Consider the following 15,953-nt stretch of genomic DNA (forward strand, 5'->3'; position numbering starts at 1 on the left):
GCTAAAAGGCGGACTTGATAATGTATTATTTTTTTCAAAGAGAAACATAAAAAATGAAATAATTGCATTTATGCCAAACTGTATAGCAAGAAGTAAGCTAACAGAAAATCCAATTAAAGAAGTTTTTTCTAACTTTGTTTGGGTTGGTAAAGCTGATATAAGTTCATCACAATAAGATTGTAAGTCATCACCAAAAATGTCATAAGCATTTTTATTTTCTACTTGTGCTTCGATAAGATGATCTAATATTTCTAACAAAAGTTCTTCTACTTGATGTTCGGGTACATTAGATAACCGAAGATATACTAGCATATCACCATAAGCAATTTCGTTTTCGGAAGTTAGAAGCTCACGTTTTTTATTATTCAATTCAATCATGTCTTGTGCATTCATCCCTATCACTCCCCCTGTAATAAGTTATTTACCGTAGTAGAAACCATTCCCCAGCTTTTTTTAAATTCTTCAAGTTGTTCTAGCCCTTTATCGGTTACGTGATAATATTTTCGCTTCGGACCGAGTGAGGAAGCTTTTAATGTGCCTTCGATCAATTTTTCTTTTTGCATACGTAATAATAACGGATAGATGCTTCCTTCGCTTACGAATGTAAAGCCATGTTTATTTAATTTTGTGCTCAGTTCATATCCGTACACTTCTTCTTGTGAAATGATGTATAGGATGCAACCTTCTAGTACACCTTTTAACATTTGGCTGTGCATGATTTCACCACCTTTTACTCAGGTAACTTGCGTTGCAAGGTAGCTGTTATCCAAATTATAACCCCCAGTAACTTGCAACGCAAGTTACTGGGGGGGAAAACTTTAATGTCCCCCATACTAACGAGAGGGCGAAAAGCATATGAGACCATTTATGCCAAAGCTCGTTTACTTTGAACGAAAGGCACTTGAATATCCACTTGATTTTATAGTTGTGCCAATTTAAATGCATGAAGAATGGGAAGAAGGAACCGTAAACTATTTGAGCGACAAAGATATGACAATACCAAATTTAACGTTTGAATTGATTCAGCATCGTTTTCCAAAACCATCGGAAAATATGTATATAAAAAGGATGATGCAGCAGTATTGGAAGAAACGATAAGAGGTTATATAAATGAGTTTTTTCCTAATGCAGAAATACAATATTTTACTTAAGGGCGGTCTGTATGCAAATACAGATTCTTTTTTGTTTTATATATTTAGGCTCGTTTTCAACTTGTCACGTTATTCTTTCTGGTGTATCATTTTATTGATTGCTTCGTACGGAATAAGCAAAATGAACTTGGATGGAGGAAACCGATGCCTACCCCTAGTATGGAAGATTATATTGAACAAATTTATTTGTTGATTGATGAAAAGGGTTACGCCCGCGTATCTGATATTGCTGAAGCGCTTAGTGTACATCCATCCTCTGTAACAAAAATGGTGCAAAAATTAGACAAAGATGAATATCTAATTTATGAAAAATATAGAGGGCTTGTATTAACAACAAAAGGTAAAAAAATCGGAGAACGTCTCGTATATCGTCATGACTTGCTAGAGCAATTTATGCGTATTATCGGTGTGGATGAAAGTAAAATTTACAATGATGTAGAAGGAATTGAACATCATTTAAGTTGGGAAGCAATTGATCGCATTGGTGATTTAGTGGAATACTTTGAACAAGATGCAGTCCGAGTGGAAACACTTCGTGGTGTTCAAAGAGCAAATGAAGAGAAAAGTAATTAAGGGGAACGTATGGCGTTTCCTTTTTTATTTCAATTCGAAAAGGATGGGAGAATTATGAAAGCAATTATTTTTGATTTTGATGGATTAATTGTGGACACAGAAACGATATGGTTTCACTCTTTCAGAGATGCTGTTCGTGAATACGGCGGGGAACTACCTTTAGAGGAATTTGCGAAATGTATTGGAACAACAGATGAGGTACTTTATACATATTTAAATGATCAATTAAAAGAGAAGTTTAACAAAAATGCATTAAAAGAAAAAGTGGCAACTTTACATAAAGAGAAAATGAGAATACCAGAAGCTCGTGACGGGGTAAAAGAATATTTAGAAGAAGCGAAAGAAATGGGATTGAAAATCGCACTGGCTTCTAGTTCGTCTAGAGAATGGGTTATTCATTTTTTAGAAGAGCTACAGATTCGAGAATATTTTGAAGTGATTAAAACGAGAGAAGATGTTGAGAAGGTAAAACCAGATCCAGCTCTTTATCGAGTTGCAATAGAAGAATTAGGAATTAAGCCGTCTGAAGCTGTTGTATTTGAAGATTCATTAAATGGATTGAGAGCAGCAGTTGCAGCGGGATTAACGTGCGTTGTTGTACCTAATGATGTGACACGGAATTTACCATTTGAAAATCATCATCTTCGAATTGAAAGTATGAGAGAGAAAAGTTTAAAAGAAGTGCTTCAAAGTATAAAAAAAGACCGTATTTCCTAAAAGGAAGCACGGTCTTTCTTTTTGCTTTTTTTGCCTTCAATGACAGTTAAATGAGACTGTTTTCTTTTTCGTTTCAAAGTGGAAGAATTCCCTTTTTTACTTTTGTCATTAGAAGTATTTGACTTAAAGAAAGAATTGCCTAGGGGTGCTACATTTTGTTTCCCATGTTTGCGGTTCGATTGTTTTGCCGCACGCTTATATGAGCTTTGTGAATTTGCAGAACCACTGGAATTTGTAAACATCTTGTATAGCAAGTAAAAGATACCAACAACAAGTAACATGTACCCGATATTTCTTAATACACCCATGGGATTTGTAATAACAGATGAAACAAGGCCGAATATTGCCAATCCGATAATAAGCACAAATATAGCGAAAGTAAACGAACGACCGTTCATAAGGGACACCTCCTAAAAACGTATATTAAAATTAGTATATTAACGATGAGGAAAGGAGTTGAACACCATTTTTAAATAATTATTGTTTGTTCTCTAAACGTAATAATTCTTCAAACGATGCAATTGCTACTTCCACTTGATCATCTGTTGGTTCTTTCGTTGTTAATAGTTGTAGCCATAATCCAGGATATCCAAGTACGCGTAATACGGGAATATCTCGTAATCGATTTGTGAATTGTAGTACTTCAAAAGAAATACCAAGTACAACTGGAATTAATAAAATTCGGTTTATAACTCGTGCCCAAAGAGGATCTGTAGGGACTAGGAAATAAACGAACATTCCAATAATGACTGTAAATATAATAAAGCTACTGCCACATCTATAATGGAGACGAGTTTGCTTTTGAACGTTTTCTACAGTCAGAGGAAGGTTATTCTCGTAAGCATTGATTACCTTATGCTCTGCACCGTGATACTGAAATACCCGCTTAATAAGTGGGGTTAAAGAAATAAAGTATATATAGCTCAATAATAGCATGAGCTTAATGACACTTTCGACAATGATTTGCCCAGTATGAGACGGGAAAATCGGTCTTGTTAATTCAGCTAATAGTGCAGGAACTGCTGTGAAAATGACTTTACCGAATATAAAAGATAAAACGCCAACAGCTGCAACTCCTAATACCATCGTTAATTTTGATTGTTCTTCTTTTTTATTTGCAATTTGTTCATCATCTTCTGGGTGGACGTCAAATCGTTCTGAAGCGAAGTTTAAATGCTTTGCTCCATTCGCACTTGCATCCACAATAGCGGCAATCCCTCGTAAAAATGGAATTTTTTTTAGGGTAGATAGTACTTTATTACGAACGCGTGGTAATCGATAAAATTCAATCGATTTATCTTTACGACGAACCGCTGTAACAGTATATTCTCTACCGCCAAACATAACTCCTTCTATGACCGCTTGCCCGCCATATATTTGTTTTGACTCTTCTGCCATGTTAACACCAACCTGTATTTGTTTCTCTCTTATGTAGAAAAAGAGGCAATTGTCATACTGGGTTCTGTCGTTTTGAAATAAGACAATCACCGAGTTTCCTTTATTTTATCGGCAAATACAAGTAGATGACAAGGGAAAATGTTATGAGAGTCGGACATTTCTTATTCTTTTTATAGACAAATTTCGCAGGATTTAAACATGCTTCAAAATAGTTTCGGGCATACTATTGAGCGGAGGTGTCGATGTGAGTCAAGAACAATTAGGAACAAGGAATTTTGTGCAGATTGGTTTGTTTGGTGGAATCTTTTGGGGCGGGATATGGTATTTCCTTCATATATTTTCATTCACGGAGGCGGGCCCGAATTATTTCCTTTTACCATTTGCGTTTGGAAGTTGGAAAGAGGGTGTATGGGGCAATGTGTTCGGAATAGTGTGTATGGGACTTCTTTCAATTTTGATTGCCTTTTTGTATAAAGCATTTTTTGCAAAGTTTGAAGGGATTATAGCGGGAATTATTTATGGGCTATTTTGGTGGGCGCTACTGTTTTTGGGGATGGGTTTAATGGCTCCTGTTATTAAAAGTGCGCTCCATTTACCAAAAGAGACAATTGTGACGACAATATGTATTTTTATATTGTATGGTGTGTTTATAGCATATTCTGTTTCTTACGCAGTAAATAGCAATAAAGCAGAACAAGAAGGGTAAGAGAAGACGAACTATTCAAATAAGTAACTCCTATGTTAAAATATTGTATAGATATTTAATATTAAGGAGTTTTAAGAATATGAAAAAGTTACTCCTCGTAAACGGTCCTAACCTAAATCGCCTCGGTGTTCGTGAGGTAAATGTATATGGAAAGGGCACGCTAACGACACTTGAAGCAGATATGAAGCAAGAAGCAGAAACAATGGGAGTGGAGTTAGAATGTTTCCAATCGAATCATGAAGGTGCCATTATCGACATTATTCATGAAGCGGAAGATATATATGAAGGGATCATTTTAAATCCGGGAGCATTTACGCATTATAGCTATGCGATTCGTGATGCCATTGCGAGCATTTCGATTCCTGTTATTGAAGTACATATTTCTAACATTCATCAGCGTGAATCGTTCCGTCATGAATCTGTGACGGCAGCTGTTTGTGCAGGTCAAATTGTAGGATTTGGTTTTTATGGCTATAAGTTAGCGTTATTTGCATTAATGGAGAAATTGAGGGAGGCATAAAGTAATGGAGAAAATTGAAAGATTACGAAGTGCATTTGATGAGGCTGGTATTGACGGTATTTTGTTAACAAATGAACATAGTCGTAGATATATGGCTAACTTCACAGGAACAGCAGGCGTTGTTCTTATTTCAAAAGATCGTGCTCAATTTATTACAGATTTCCGTTACGTCGAGCAGGCAAGTAAACAAGCGGTTGGATATGAGGTTGTACAGCACGCAGGATTGATCATTGATGAAGTGGCAAAGCAAGTGAAAGAGCTTGGAATTCAAAAACTTGGTTTTGAGCAAGATACTCTTACATATAGTTCTTATTCAGTGCATAAGGAAGCGATTGATGCTGAATTTATCCCGACTTCTGGACTTGTAGAAAAGTTACGCTTGATAAAGACTGATTCAGAGATTAAGATATTAAAGGAAGCTGCACAGATTGCAGATGCTGCCTTTGAGCATATTCTATCATTCATTCGCCCGGGAGTATCTGAAATTGAAGTGTCAAATGAACTTGAATTTTTCATGAGAAAACAAGGAGCAACATCTTCTTCGTTTGATATTATCGTTGCTTCAGGTCTTCGTTCGGCATTACCGCACGGCGTGGCATCTGAAAAAGTGATAGAAACAGGAGATTTCGTTACATTAGACTTCGGCGCTTATTACAAAGGATATTGCTCTGATATTACTCGTACGATTGCAGTCGGTGAACCATCTGATAAATTAAAAGAAATTTATAATATCGTTTTAGAAGCACAACTACGTGGTGTGAACGGTATTAAAGCTGGTTTAACAGGTCGCGAGGCTGATGCGCTAACGCGTGACTACATAACGGAAAAAGGATATGGTGAATACTTTGGACACTCTACTGGTCATGGAATAGGTCTTGAAATCCATGAAGCACCAGGTTTAGCGTTCCGTTCTCATACAGTACTTGAACCAGGTATGGCTGTAACAGTAGAACCAGGTATTTATATTCCAGGTATTGGCGGCGTACGTATTGAAGATGATATCATTGTGACAAGTGAAGGTAATGAAGTAATTACGAAATCACCAAAAGAACTTATTATTTTGTAATACACAGGAGGATTTTTTTACATGATTTCAGTAAACGATTTTCGTACAGGTTTAACAATTTCAGTGGACAATGCCCTTTGGCAAGTACTTGATTTCCAACACGTAAAGCCAGGTAAAGGTGCTGCATTCGTTCGTTCTAAACTACGTAATCTTCGCACAGGTTCTGTTCAAGAGAAAACATTCCGTGCAGGTGAGAAAGTAGAAAAAGCACACATCGAAAACCGTCGTATGCAATACTTATACGCAAGCGGTGAGGCTCACGTATTTATGGATAACGGAACTTATGAGCAAATCGAACTTGGTGAAAAACAAATCGAGCGCGAGCTTAAATTCCTAAAAGAAAACATGGAAGTAGCAATCATGACTTACCAAGGCGAAGTACTTGGTGTTGAACTTCCAAACACAGTTGAATTACAAGTTACAGAAACAGAGCCTGGTATTAAAGGTGATACTGCTTCTAACGTAACAAAACCAGCTACATTAGAAACTGGTCTTGTTGTACAAGTACCAATCTTCATTAACGAAGGCGAAATGCTTATCATCAACACTGGTGAAGGTAAATACGTTTCTCGTGCATAGTAAAAAAGCACTCGTGATAATTCACGAGTGCTTTTTTTATAGGAAATAGGGTAGATAGTAAATAGCTGTTATTATAAAACTGACTAAAACAAGTGAAAGAGTACCCATAATAGATGGAGTCAAAACAATTTGAAATGGTTTTATTTCGCCATTCTCAACGCCAGTTAATGTTTTACTTATTGCGTGATCTGTAATGTTATTTCTATGGTTACTCATAATAATTAACCACATAATTGCAAATATTGCTAAACTACCAAGGAAAAAGGTCTCTATAAATGACCAACCGACCAATAATGAAAAAAGATAAATAAGAGCTAATTCTACTACAACGGTTAAACTAACTTTCAATGCCTTCATATTTTTCCCCCTCATTCTGTAATTTCAACCAGTTTAAAAAATTTTCACGTGACACGACATGCAGAGAGCAAGGTGACTTTACTTCTTTCTCTAGTGCAGCGTGTTCGTCTGGAAACTTGTTTTCCACATGCAATGAAATATAAGGTAGTTTTTCTTGTGCTTTTAAAGAGCGGATATTATTCGTTTTAGCACCAGCAAATACGTAGGAAAGTTGTAAGTCTAAAAAGGCGATTTTAAAGATTTCTTTTTTAGCAGCCTCGTTATAGCCTTTTCCCCAGTACGGATAGCCGAGCCAACTCCCAATGTGAGATTGCTTTTTCTCATTATTAATATGTTTAAGTGTGGTGAGGCCAATTATTTCATTTTCTTCATTCACAATCATTCTCGATAAGGATTTCTTTTGACGCTCTTCTTCTATTGCGAAAAGAAGAAATGTTTTCGTGTCTTCGATATTTTCTACCGTTATCCCCAATGCATTTTTTATATGTGGATCACTTGATAGCTCGAAAATCACATTTGTATAGCATAAATCTAGTGGTAATAAAGTGACGTGCTGCATGGTTTAAACCTCTTTTAAACTAAATGTACCATAATATACCATGAAATAATATGAATATTCAGATTGTAATTCAGACTTTAGAGAAAAATTATGTTTTTACTTCTGAAATAGACAACCTCTGCATATGGTTGTACAAATATATTCTTTTTTAGAATACGAAGTTAGTAACTGTTACGGGAGAAGGTGGAAGAATGAAACAGTGGCTAGCGGCAATGGAAACATCCGTGCTTGTTATGGGGGCACTTCGATTATTTTCAGGTAGTGCGGAAATATTTGCTGCTTTGCTTATGCTTTATGTGAATGATGCGAAGAAAGCGTTGTTTATAAATGGTATGTTGGCGTTTGTTGGACCTACCGTATTAATTTTAACAATGACAATTGGGATAGCGAGTGTAGCAAGTGAAATTTCTTTCTTGAAGCTCTTTTTTCTAGCGCTTGGAATTTGCTGTATTTTTATCGCATTACTGAAATAGTAAGTCGAGTATAGTGGGGAGAAGCCGATGAAAGAGGTATTAGAAGTTTTACCAAAAACGATGAAGTACTTAATTGAAGAATGTAAGCAATACGATGCTTTAGAGGAAATTCGCGTTCGAATTGGAAGGCCGCTAGAGTGTATTGCACACGGAAAGGTGTTTTTTTATGACTATATCACTACTGCAGAGGATGCTATTTACTTATTGAATAAGTTAAGTCAATTCTCAATTTATACGATGGAAGAGGAATTAAAACGTGGGTATGTGACGCTTCGCGGAGGGCATAGAATCGGGTTAGCAGGAAAAGTCATTACAGAAAAAAGCGCAGTGAAAATGATTCGTGATGTCTCTTCCTTTAATATTCGTATTGCTCGTCAAAAAATAGGGATTGCTGAACCGCTTTTGCCATATTTGTATGAAAAAAGGTGGTTAAACACGATGGTAATTGGCCCTCCCCAAACGGGAAAAACGACACTCTTAAGAGATGTAGCACGTTGCATGAGTCAAGGGGTAAGTGCTTCGGAAATTCCTTCCTGTAAAGTGGGGATCGTTGATGAACGGTCAGAAATTGCTGGTTGTGTGAAAGGGATCCCGCAATATGATTTTGGTACCCGAGTCGATGTGTTAGACGCATGTCCAAAGGCAGAAGGAATGATGATGATGATTCGTTCTATGAGTCCTGATATTTTGATCGTAGATGAAATTGGCCGTAAAGAAGATAGTGAAGCAATTATGGAGGCAGTGCATGCAGGTGTCCAGCTTTTTATAAGCGCACACGGATTTTCCTATGAGGATGTTGTGAGACGTCCATCGCTCAAGGCAGTGCTAGAGCTTGGTATATTTGATAGGCTTGTGGAGTTGTCAAAAGCGAGGGGTCCAGGAACGGTTATGCAGGTGAAAGATAAATATGGAAAACCAGTGTTATCAAATAGAAAGGCTGAGGGCGTATGGTGAAAATATTTGGTGCAGTGTTAATCGTTGCGGTCAGCACCTTTTTCGGGTTTTCGTACGCTAAAAGATACAGTGAGAGACCGAGGCAACTTAGGTTATTAAAATCAGCACTTCAATCATTAGAGGCAGAAATTATGTATGGACACACACCTTTATCTGAGGCTGCCGAGCGATTAGTTAAACAAATGCCAAAGCCATTAAATTGGATATTTCAAAGTTTCGCTAAAAAACTAGAAAGTGGAGAACAAACAGTAAGGGAAGCTTGGATAGATAGTTTGAAAGAGAATTGGAAGTTGACGGCTTTTCAACAAACCGAGTATGAAATACTGCAGCAATTTGGTGAAACGCTCGGGCAACATGATCGTGAATCACAACAAAAACATATTCGCTTATGTATTACACATTTGGAGAGAGAAGAAGAGGAAGCGAAAGCTTTACAACTGCAATACGAAAAAATGATTAAGAGCTTAGGGGTACTAGCAGGGCTACTTATTGTAATTTTACTGCTATAGGGGGGAGAAAGGCGATGTCCATTGATGTTGGATTAATATTTCAAATCGCCGGAATCGGCATTGTTTTAGCTTTCATTCATACTGTACTAAAAGAATTGAAGCGTGAGGATATTGCAAATTGGGTTATCCTTGTCGGTTTTGTCGTCATTTTATTTCATGTTGCATTTTTAATTAATACGCTATTCGACAAGATTAAAAGTGTCTTTCTCTTCCAGTAAAGGAGGCGGTTCGAATCGAAATTATACAAATTGTCGGATTAGGCCTCGTTGCTACGTTTTTAGCTGCTGTTTTGAACCAGCATAAATCTAGTATTACATCTTTATTTATTGTGTTCGTAGGTAGCGTGATGTTTCTTATTTTAATCGATCAAATTCATTCTATTTTACAAATGATTGAGAGAGTAGCGAGTGAAGCGAAGGTTAGCAACGTCTACGTGGAAACGTTACTAAAAATTATTGGAATTGCTTATATTGCCGAGTTTGGAGCTCAAATTACAAAAGATGCTGGTCAAGGTGCCATCGCTTCGAAAATTGAACTTGCTGGGAAAATCTTAATTCTCGTTATGGCAATTCCTATTTTGACGGTTGTAATTGAAACTATTCTCGGATTTTTACCGACGGGATAAGGGGGAGTGAATGTTGAGGAGGTTTGAAGCTAAGCTGCTATTTGCTTGCTTCCTTTTCTTTTCTTTACCGGTTGTTGTACAAGCTTCTCCTGTAGAAACAAACGTCGTTGATCAACAATTGGATAAGCTCGGAATTGAAGATGTGAAGCAATTTTGGGACGGGCTTGTTACAAAATATGGTGGCTATTTGCCAGAGAGTCAAAAAGGGAGTTTTATGGAGTTTGTAAAGGGAGAAAAAGAATTCTCTCTAAAAGAGTGGATGATAGGGTTATTAAAATATTTATTTCATGAGCTTGCAGCTAATGGAAAACTGCTTGGCACACTCATTATGCTCACAATCTTTAGTGCATTGTTGCAATCACTGCAATCCGCTTTTTCAAAAAGTAGTGTAAGTAAAATTGCTGATGCTGTTGTATATATGGTACTTATTATTTTTGCTTTAAATAGTTTTTATGTCGTTATGACATATGCAAGAGAAACGATACAAACAATGGTAGATTTCATATTAGCGCTATTGCCAATTTTATTGGCGCTTATAGCGACTGGTGGCGGGGTTGTATCTGTATCTTTCTTTCATCCGATTATCATTTTCTTAATGAATACAAGCGGGCTTCTTATGAATTATATCGTTCTACCGCTTTTATTACTGGCAACGATATTAAGTATTGTAAGTACAATGAGTGATCAATATAAAGTTACAAAATTGTCCAAGCTTCTGCAAAACGTTAGCGTTGGGATTATCGGTATCTTCTTAACGATTTTTTTAGGGGTATTATCTGTACAAGGAACAGCGACAGCCGTTGCTGATGGCATAGCTGTGAAAACTGCTAAATTTGTAACAGGAAACTTCATTCCAGTAGTTGGAAGGATGTTTACGGAAGCGGCGGATACTGTTATTAGCGCATCAGGATTATTGAAAAACACAGTCGGAATTATTGGGCTCGTCATTTTATGCTTAATTGTTGCTTTTCCTGCGATTCAAATTTTCTGTATTGCATTTATTTATAAATTCGCAGCAGCAGTATTACAACCGGTTGGCGGCGGAGCAATTATTCAATGTTTAGACATTATTGGAAGAAGCATCATTTACGTATTTGCTTGCTTAGCTATCGTATCATTTATGTTCTTTTTAAGTATTACAATTATTATTGCTGCGGGGAATATTACACTTATGATGCGGTAGGAGGTGAAGAGTATGCAATTTGTTACAGAGTGGATCAGAAATATTATCGTTTTTTTGCTCTTAGCGACAATGCTTCATCTTATTCTTCCAAATTCGAATTTGCAAAAATACGTTAAATTCGTTGTAAGTCTTTTGTTAGTCGTATTAATTTTAACACCCCTTTTTAAACTATTGCAGACAGATGTAAATGAAGTAATTGCAAATTTTAATGAAGAAAAGTACGTAGCAGAAGGATCTGTAAAAAATTCAATAGATTCGAAGAAAAAAGAAATACAAGCTCTAACACGTGCATATAGTTTAGAAGAGATGGCTACCAAAATGAAAAAAGAAGTAGGAAAAGAGTTTGAGAAAAAGTATGGTATGGCTGTCTCTGAAATACAAATAGTCGCAGCAGAAAATATAGAAGAAGTAAAGTCAGCGAAAGATATTCAATCTGTTGTTGTGACGTTGAAAGAAAAAGAACGTAGTAAAAATGATGCAATCGAAACAGTAAAGCCAATTGAAATTAACACGAAAGAGCCTCCAAAAAAAGTGGAAGAAACGAATGGAGAAATGAAAGATTTCTTTTCAAGCAGGTGGCAACTAGAGGGTAAACAAATCCAAGTTCAGATGGAAGGGAGGACAGGTAGAGTAAATGGACAATAAAGATAAAAATTCGAAGTTCTCATTTTTTCGAAACTTATTGAATGGGGATCAAAAAGAAAGCAACGAGAAGGGTAAAAAGGTAACACCTAAGTTTTTACTTGTCCTACTCATACTTGGAATTTTGCTTATGTTTTCTAGTAGTCTCTTTTCAAGTAAAAAAGAAGAAGTACCTGTATTTAAAGAACAAAAAACTCAAAACCAAGAAAAAGACGTACCAACTTTCGGACAAAAAAGTAATGATAGTATGTCAAATGTAGAAAAATATGAAAAAGCGTATGAACAAGAATTAAAAACTGCTTTAGAAGAAATAGCAGGAGTAAAAGACGTAACGATTAAAGTGAATTTAGATTCATCTGAAGAAAAAATTTTAGAAAAAAATACAGTGAAACGCTCACAAACAACAGGTGAAACAGATAAAACAGGCGGTAAGAGAGAAGTAGAGGACGAGTCTCTTGATGAAAAGACTGTCATTATACGTGAAGGGGATAAAGAAACTCCTGTTGTTTTACGAACAGAGAAGCCGAAAGTACGTGGTGTTCTTGTCGTAGCAAAGGGAGTGGATAATATACAAGTTAAAGCAATGGTAAAAGAAGCTGTGATAAGGCTGCTAGATGTACCGGCCCATCGCGTTTCAGTTTCACCGAAAAATTGATAGGGAGGAAATAAAGTGTTAAAAAAACAAACAGTTTGGTTATTAACGATGTTAAGTTTAGTTGTTGTACTATCTGTGTATTACGTGACAACTCCTGACAAAATGAATACAGCATCGCCAGCAACAGGTGAAAAGATTGGACAAGAAAAACAAGGTACTGATAAAGCAGTAACAAACGAAGCGCCTAAAGAAACTCCGAAAAAAGAAAATACAAGCAAAGAAACAACAAATAAAGAAACAGACAAAAAAGAAAATGCAAAAAAAGAAACAAGTAAAAAAGAGGGCAATGTATCAGTTCAATCAAGTGATGAGAATTTCACAGCTTTACGTATGCAAATGGAAGATCAGCGTAGTGAACAAAAAGCAAAATTACAAGAAGTGATGAGTTCAACAAAAGCTTCAGCAACAGAAAAGAATAAAGCGAAAGAAAATTTTGATGCCATTACGACAATGGAAACGAAGCAAGAATTACTTGAGACAGTAATTAAATCTCAAGGAGGATATCCAGATGCTCTTGTAAGAGCTGATGGTACTGATATTAGAGTAACGGTTAAAGCGGCAAAACATTCACAGAAAGAAGCAAATAAAATTATTCAACTTGTAAGAAGTGAAGGCGGATCAAAAGATGTAGGTGTGAAATTTGATCCACCAGCGAAATAAGTGAAACTTTAATCCGTAGGGATTTCCCTACGGATTATTATCTTTTACTAAGCAAAGGGTATGCAAATAGTAAAAAGAGTATGTAAGTACGTGTGAATAGAAAAAAGCTATCATTTTCGATAGCTTTTTTCTATTGCGTCTTTGTAATTATTTTTACTATGTTCAGCTCGGAATGGAGAAACACGTTGTGAGTAAAAGATTAATGGTTCATGGTACTGATGATTACTTTTTCCGGATTTGACGTGGATGCAAAGAACGCATGCCCAAACGATTACAGCAGGTAAAAAGAGAATGAGCCATATCATATTTCCACACCTCGACACAATATATTTTCTACACTTTGAACATACTATTCTTATATGAAGGAATGATGAACGGTGTGTAAACAAAAAAAAATATTTGGTAAAAATATGTTATTGACTATAGGTGTGGTGAAGAGTGAATGGCATGTTTGCTGTGTAACGTTTTGAAAAAGTAGTGAATGTTTTTTAAGAAGTGGTCTTGCCAATTTCGTGTGAAACTTGGTATTATTACTAGGTATTAAATTTTTATTGGAATAATATTTTTACAGGAGTTTCGATTTATTATAAAGAAATATAAATTGGAATGTTTAAAAAATTTATCGTAAGATGGAAATAGTAAATATTTCTATTAGTTAATGAAATATATTTTCTAATAGAATACATCGTATTTTTACAGTCAATCTAGTTTTCGTGACGAGAATCTGTAAAAACGGGACAAACAAGAGTATGGGAGTGGATTTTACATGTTTAAAATTCAAGAAGTTCGCGAATTAATTAAATTAATTGATAGCTCTAATATTGATGAATTTGAATACAAAAAAGACGGTACAACAATCAAAATGAAAAAGCGTGGTAATGAAGTTGTTGCTGTGCAAGCACCTGCAGCAAAACAAGCTATGCAACCAGTAGCGCCTGTTGAAGTTGAAACGAAAGTAGCAGCAGCACAAGCAGAAGCGCCAAAACAAGAAGAGAAGAAGGCTGTTCAAAATGAAAACCTACATAAAATCACATCACCGATGGTAGGTACATTCTATTCTTCTTCTTCGCCTGATACACCTCCATATGTAAGTGTTGGGGATAGAGTATCGAAAGATTCTATCGTGTGTATTGTCGAGGCTATGAAGTTATTTAACGAAATTGATGCTGATGTAGAGGGCGAAATTGTTGAAATTCTTGTTAATAACGGACAGCTTGTTGAGTATGGACAACCGCTATTTCTTGTAAAAGCGTAATAAGGGAGTCTTTGTGATGATAAAAAAAGTATTAATAGCCAATCGTGGGGAAATTGCTGTACGAATTATTCGTGCTTGTAAAGAAATGGATATTGAAACAGTTGCAATTTATTCAGAAGCAGATAAAGAGTCACTTCACGTACAGATTGCAGACGAGGCGTATTGTGTAGGACCAACGATTTCGAAAGAAAGCTATTTAAATTTGACGAACATTATTAGCGTTGCGAAGTTAACAGGCTGCGATGCTATTCATCCGGGATACGGATTTTTAGCAGAGAATGCAGATTTCGCAGAATTATGCCGTGAATGTAACTTGATTTTTATCGGTCCAAGTCCAGAAGCTATTTCAAAGATGGGCACAAAAGACGTTGCTCGTGATACAATGAAAGAAGCAGGGGTTCCGATTGTACCAGGTTCACAAGGGATTATTAAAAATACCGAAGAAGCGATCGAGCTTGCTAATCAAATTGGATATCCAGTTATTATTAAAGCGACTGCAGGTGGCGGCGGAAAAGGTATTCGTGTTGCACGCCATGAAGAAGAGCTTATAAAAGGAATTCAAATTACACAGCAAGAAGCTAGTACCGCTTTTGGGAACCCTGGTGTATACTTAGAAAAGTACGTTGAAGATTTCCGCCATGTTGAGATTCAAATAATGGCAGATACACACGGAAATGCCATTCATTTAGGAGAGCGTGATTGTACAATTCAGCGCCGTTTGCAAAAACTACTAGAAGAAAGTCCATCACCTGCACTTGATGAAGATATTCGCAAGCAGATGGGTGAAGCGGCAGTTAAAGCGGCGGTAGCGGTTGATTATACAGGTGCTGGTACGGTTGAGTTTATTTATGAATATAAAACGAAAACCTTTTATTTCATGGAGATGAATACGAGAATTCAGGTTGAGCATCCGGTTACTGAAATGGTAACGGGAATGGACTTAATTAAAGAGCAAATTCTTGTTGCTTCAGGAGAAAAGTTATCGTTACAGCAAGAAGAAGTACAATTTAATGGTTGGGCAATTGAATGTCGAATTAATGCGGAAAACCCTGCCAAAAAATTTATGCCATCTCCAGGTAAAGTAGAAATGTACTTACCACCAGGAGGATTTGGTATTCGCGTCGATTCAGCTGTATATCCGGGATATTCAATCCCACCTTTCTATGATTCGATGGTTGCTAAATTAATTGTTCACGGAAAAACACGTGAAGAGGCAATTGCAAAAATGAAGCGCGCACTTAGTGAATTTGTCATTGAAGGCGTACATACAACAATCCCGTTCCATTTGCAATTGCTAGATCATCCTGATTTTGTAAAAGGTGAGTTTAATACGAAATTTTTGGAAGAGCATGAACTTGTGACGCAGTGATA

At 36.4% G+C, this 15,953-nt stretch carries 24 protein-coding genes and 1 pseudogene; 18 read left to right on the plus strand and 7 right to left on the minus strand.

What is annotated here, in order from left to right; all coding sequences use genetic code 11:
- Both ABWK52_RS04555 and ABWK52_RS04560 read right to left on the minus strand, forming a co-directional pair.
- The coding region (locus ABWK52_RS04555) for a DUF1048 domain-containing protein (RefSeq protein ID WP_353771878.1) at positions 1 to 393 on the minus strand (393 nt) is incomplete at its 3' end.
- 5 nt (positions 394 to 398) lie between these two features.
- The gene (locus ABWK52_RS04560; RefSeq protein WP_000556081.1) at positions 399 to 716 is read right to left on the minus strand and encodes a PadR family transcriptional regulator; all 318 of its coding nucleotides are present in this window, start codon (positions 714 to 716) and stop codon (positions 399 to 401) included.
- A gap of 190 nt (positions 717 to 906) precedes the next feature.
- Between ABWK52_RS04560 and ABWK52_RS04565 the strand changes: the two are divergent.
- From ABWK52_RS04565 to ABWK52_RS04575, 3 genes and pseudogenes are all read left to right on the plus strand, one after another.
- Positions 907 to 1,151: pseudogene (locus ABWK52_RS04565) on the plus strand (spore photoproduct lyase family protein); the annotation flags it as partial.
- Between the two features lie 144 nt (positions 1,152 to 1,295).
- Entirely contained in the window at positions 1,296 to 1,724 is a 429-nt protein-coding gene (gene mntR / locus ABWK52_RS04570) for a transcriptional regulator MntR (protein WP_001143083.1), read from the plus strand.
- A gap of 54 nt (positions 1,725 to 1,778) precedes the next feature.
- A complete protein-coding gene (locus ABWK52_RS04575) occupies positions 1,779 to 2,441 on the plus strand; it encodes an HAD family hydrolase (protein ID WP_021727699.1) in 663 nt (220 codons plus the stop codon).
- Here ABWK52_RS04575 and ABWK52_RS04580 read toward each other — a convergent pair.
- Positions 2,438 to 2,839 (minus strand): SA1362 family protein, encoded by a 402-nt coding sequence (locus ABWK52_RS04580; RefSeq protein ID WP_001014463.1) that lies wholly within the window; start codon positions 2,837 to 2,839, stop codon positions 2,438 to 2,440. The genes ABWK52_RS04575 and ABWK52_RS04580 overlap by 4 nt on opposite strands.
- Positions 2,840 to 2,918: 79 nt before the next feature.
- On the minus strand, positions 2,919 to 3,839 hold the full coding sequence (locus ABWK52_RS04585) for a DUF1385 domain-containing protein (RefSeq protein ID WP_000807121.1): 921 nt from the start codon (positions 3,837 to 3,839) through the stop codon (positions 2,919 to 2,921).
- Between the two features lie 244 nt (positions 3,840 to 4,083).
- Here ABWK52_RS04585 and ABWK52_RS04590 point away from each other — a divergent pair, with 244 nt between their 5' ends.
- The 4 genes from ABWK52_RS04590 (at position 4,084) to efp (ending at position 6,710) form a co-directional block, all read left to right on the plus strand.
- On the plus strand, positions 4,084 to 4,545 hold the full coding sequence (locus ABWK52_RS04590; RefSeq protein WP_000076880.1) for a YqhR family membrane protein: 462 nt from the start codon (positions 4,084 to 4,086) through the stop codon (positions 4,543 to 4,545).
- A gap of 79 nt (positions 4,546 to 4,624) precedes the next feature.
- Entirely contained in the window at positions 4,625 to 5,065 is a 441-nt protein-coding gene (aroQ, locus tag ABWK52_RS04595; RefSeq protein WP_000735147.1) for a type II 3-dehydroquinate dehydratase, read from the plus strand.
- Positions 5,066 to 5,069: 4 nt separating this feature from the next.
- Positions 5,070 to 6,131 (plus strand): Xaa-Pro dipeptidase, encoded by a 1,062-nt coding sequence (pepQ, locus tag ABWK52_RS04600; protein ID WP_000411041.1) that lies wholly within the window; start codon positions 5,070 to 5,072, stop codon positions 6,129 to 6,131.
- 21 nt (positions 6,132 to 6,152) lie between these two features.
- Positions 6,153 to 6,710 carry an elongation factor P gene (efp, locus tag ABWK52_RS04605; RefSeq protein WP_000626516.1) on the plus strand — a complete coding sequence of 186 codons (558 nt, stop codon included), beginning with the start codon at positions 6,153 to 6,155 and terminating at the stop codon, positions 6,708 to 6,710.
- Between the two features lie 36 nt (positions 6,711 to 6,746).
- Here efp and ABWK52_RS04610 read toward each other — a convergent pair whose 3' ends face one another.
- Together ABWK52_RS04610 and ABWK52_RS04615 are read right to left on the minus strand one after the other, a co-directional pair.
- Positions 6,747 to 7,067 (minus strand): hypothetical protein, encoded by a 321-nt coding sequence (locus ABWK52_RS04610; protein WP_098541556.1) that lies wholly within the window; start codon positions 7,065 to 7,067, stop codon positions 6,747 to 6,749.
- On the minus strand, positions 7,048 to 7,626 hold the full coding sequence (locus ABWK52_RS04615; protein ID WP_001164991.1) for a GNAT family N-acetyltransferase: 579 nt from the start codon (positions 7,624 to 7,626) through the stop codon (positions 7,048 to 7,050). Before ABWK52_RS04615 ends, ABWK52_RS04610 begins: the two co-directional genes overlap by 20 nt.
- A 191-nt stretch (positions 7,627 to 7,817) precedes the next feature.
- Between ABWK52_RS04615 and ABWK52_RS04620 the strand changes: the two genes are divergently transcribed.
- From ABWK52_RS04620 to ABWK52_RS04660, 9 genes are read left to right on the plus strand one after another with little or no spacing between them, the layout of a single operon-like run.
- The gene (locus ABWK52_RS04620) at positions 7,818 to 8,099 is read left to right on the plus strand and encodes a YqhV family protein (protein WP_000816050.1); all 282 of its coding nucleotides are present in this window, start codon (positions 7,818 to 7,820) and stop codon (positions 8,097 to 8,099) included.
- Positions 8,100 to 8,126: 27 nt separating this feature from the next.
- A complete protein-coding gene (gene spoIIIAA, locus ABWK52_RS04625) occupies positions 8,127 to 9,053 on the plus strand; it encodes a stage III sporulation protein AA (protein ID WP_353771879.1) in 927 nt (308 codons plus the stop codon).
- Entirely contained in the window at positions 9,047 to 9,562 is a 516-nt protein-coding gene (spoIIIAB, locus tag ABWK52_RS04630; RefSeq protein ID WP_000238702.1) for a stage III sporulation protein SpoIIIAB, read from the plus strand. Before spoIIIAA ends, spoIIIAB begins: the two co-directional genes overlap by 7 nt.
- Positions 9,563 to 9,576: 14 nt before the next feature.
- A complete protein-coding gene (gene spoIIIAC / locus ABWK52_RS04635) occupies positions 9,577 to 9,780 on the plus strand; it encodes a stage III sporulation protein AC (RefSeq protein WP_000020914.1) in 204 nt (67 codons plus the stop codon).
- A gap of 23 nt (positions 9,781 to 9,803) precedes the next feature.
- Entirely contained in the window at positions 9,804 to 10,187 is a 384-nt protein-coding gene (spoIIIAD, locus tag ABWK52_RS04640; protein WP_077393170.1) for a stage III sporulation protein AD, read from the plus strand.
- A 10-nt stretch (positions 10,188 to 10,197) separates the two neighbouring features.
- Positions 10,198 to 11,370: a stage III sporulation protein AE gene (gene spoIIIAE, locus ABWK52_RS04645; protein WP_353771880.1), complete on the plus strand. Its 1,173-nt coding sequence runs from the start codon at positions 10,198 to 10,200 to the stop codon at positions 11,368 to 11,370.
- 12 nt (positions 11,371 to 11,382) lie between these two features.
- On the plus strand, positions 11,383 to 12,015 hold the full coding sequence (spoIIIAF, locus tag ABWK52_RS04650) for a stage III sporulation protein AF (RefSeq protein ID WP_001161032.1): 633 nt from the start codon (positions 11,383 to 11,385) through the stop codon (positions 12,013 to 12,015).
- Positions 12,005 to 12,667 carry a stage III sporulation protein AG gene (spoIIIAG, locus tag ABWK52_RS04655; protein WP_000368890.1) on the plus strand — a complete coding sequence of 221 codons (663 nt, stop codon included), beginning with the start codon at positions 12,005 to 12,007 and terminating at the stop codon, positions 12,665 to 12,667. Before spoIIIAF ends, spoIIIAG begins: the two co-directional genes overlap by 11 nt.
- Before the next feature lie 15 nt (positions 12,668 to 12,682).
- Positions 12,683 to 13,327 (plus strand): SpoIIIAH-like family protein, encoded by a 645-nt coding sequence (locus ABWK52_RS04660; protein ID WP_000914710.1) that lies wholly within the window; start codon positions 12,683 to 12,685, stop codon positions 13,325 to 13,327.
- A 110-nt stretch (positions 13,328 to 13,437) separates the two neighbouring features.
- Here the strand turns inward: ABWK52_RS04660 and ABWK52_RS04665 are convergent, their stop codons facing one another.
- Entirely contained in the window at positions 13,438 to 13,632 is a 195-nt protein-coding gene (locus ABWK52_RS04665) for a hypothetical protein (RefSeq protein WP_002101315.1), read from the minus strand.
- 461 nt (positions 13,633 to 14,093) lie between these two features.
- Between ABWK52_RS04665 and accB the strand changes: the two genes are divergently transcribed.
- Both accB and accC read left to right on the plus strand, forming a co-directional pair.
- Positions 14,094 to 14,582 carry an acetyl-CoA carboxylase biotin carboxyl carrier protein gene (accB, locus tag ABWK52_RS04670; protein WP_000472859.1) on the plus strand — a complete coding sequence of 163 codons (489 nt, stop codon included), beginning with the start codon at positions 14,094 to 14,096 and terminating at the stop codon, positions 14,580 to 14,582.
- Between the two features lie 16 nt (positions 14,583 to 14,598).
- Positions 14,599 to 15,951: an acetyl-CoA carboxylase biotin carboxylase subunit gene (gene accC / locus ABWK52_RS04675; RefSeq protein ID WP_000592870.1), complete on the plus strand. Its 1,353-nt coding sequence runs from the start codon at positions 14,599 to 14,601 to the stop codon at positions 15,949 to 15,951.
- Positions 15,952 to 15,953: the final 2 nt, after the last annotated feature.

This window comes from Bacillus sp. AP50, assembly GCF_040492675.1.
In the GTDB taxonomy this organism is placed as follows: Bacteria; Bacillota; Bacilli; order Bacillales; family Bacillaceae_G; genus Bacillus_A; species Bacillus_A cereus.

Excerpts from the sequence above, each read along its gene's own strand:
- ABWK52_RS04560 (WP_000556081.1), bottom strand. The coding sequence starts at position 716 with ATGCACAGCCAAATGTTAAAAGGTGTACTAGAAGGTTGCATCCTATAC.
- mntR (WP_001143083.1), top strand. The coding sequence starts at position 1,296 with ATGCCTACCCCTAGTATGGAAGATTATATTGAACAAATTTATTTGTTG.
- ABWK52_RS04575 (WP_021727699.1), top strand. The coding sequence starts at position 1,779 with ATGAAAGCAATTATTTTTGATTTTGATGGATTAATTGTGGACACAGAA.
- ABWK52_RS04580 (WP_001014463.1), bottom strand. The coding sequence starts at position 2,839 with ATGAACGGTCGTTCGTTTACTTTCGCTATATTTGTGCTTATTATCGGA.
- ABWK52_RS04585 (WP_000807121.1), bottom strand. The coding sequence starts at position 3,839 with ATGGCAGAAGAGTCAAAACAAATATATGGCGGGCAAGCGGTCATAGAA.
- aroQ (WP_000735147.1), top strand. The coding sequence starts at position 4,625 with ATGAAAAAGTTACTCCTCGTAAACGGTCCTAACCTAAATCGCCTCGGT.
- pepQ (WP_000411041.1), top strand. The coding sequence starts at position 5,070 with ATGGAGAAAATTGAAAGATTACGAAGTGCATTTGATGAGGCTGGTATT.
- efp (WP_000626516.1), top strand. The coding sequence starts at position 6,153 with ATGATTTCAGTAAACGATTTTCGTACAGGTTTAACAATTTCAGTGGAC.
- ABWK52_RS04610 (WP_098541556.1), bottom strand. The coding sequence starts at position 7,067 with ATGAAGGCATTGAAAGTTAGTTTAACCGTTGTAGTAGAATTAGCTCTT.
- ABWK52_RS04615 (WP_001164991.1), bottom strand. The coding sequence starts at position 7,626 with ATGCAGCACGTCACTTTATTACCACTAGATTTATGCTATACAAATGTG.
- ABWK52_RS04620 (WP_000816050.1), top strand. The coding sequence starts at position 7,818 with ATGAAACAGTGGCTAGCGGCAATGGAAACATCCGTGCTTGTTATGGGG.
- spoIIIAA (WP_353771879.1), top strand. The coding sequence starts at position 8,127 with ATGAAAGAGGTATTAGAAGTTTTACCAAAAACGATGAAGTACTTAATT.
- spoIIIAB (WP_000238702.1), top strand. The coding sequence starts at position 9,047 with ATGGTGAAAATATTTGGTGCAGTGTTAATCGTTGCGGTCAGCACCTTT.
- spoIIIAC (WP_000020914.1), top strand. The coding sequence starts at position 9,577 with ATGTCCATTGATGTTGGATTAATATTTCAAATCGCCGGAATCGGCATT.
- spoIIIAE (WP_353771880.1), top strand. The coding sequence starts at position 10,198 with ATGTTGAGGAGGTTTGAAGCTAAGCTGCTATTTGCTTGCTTCCTTTTC.
- spoIIIAF (WP_001161032.1), top strand. The coding sequence starts at position 11,383 with ATGCAATTTGTTACAGAGTGGATCAGAAATATTATCGTTTTTTTGCTC.
- spoIIIAG (WP_000368890.1), top strand. The coding sequence starts at position 12,005 with ATGGACAATAAAGATAAAAATTCGAAGTTCTCATTTTTTCGAAACTTA.
- ABWK52_RS04665 (WP_002101315.1), bottom strand. The coding sequence starts at position 13,632 with ATGATATGGCTCATTCTCTTTTTACCTGCTGTAATCGTTTGGGCATGC.
- accB (WP_000472859.1), top strand. The coding sequence starts at position 14,094 with ATGTTTAAAATTCAAGAAGTTCGCGAATTAATTAAATTAATTGATAGC.
- accC (WP_000592870.1), top strand. The coding sequence starts at position 14,599 with ATGATAAAAAAAGTATTAATAGCCAATCGTGGGGAAATTGCTGTACGA.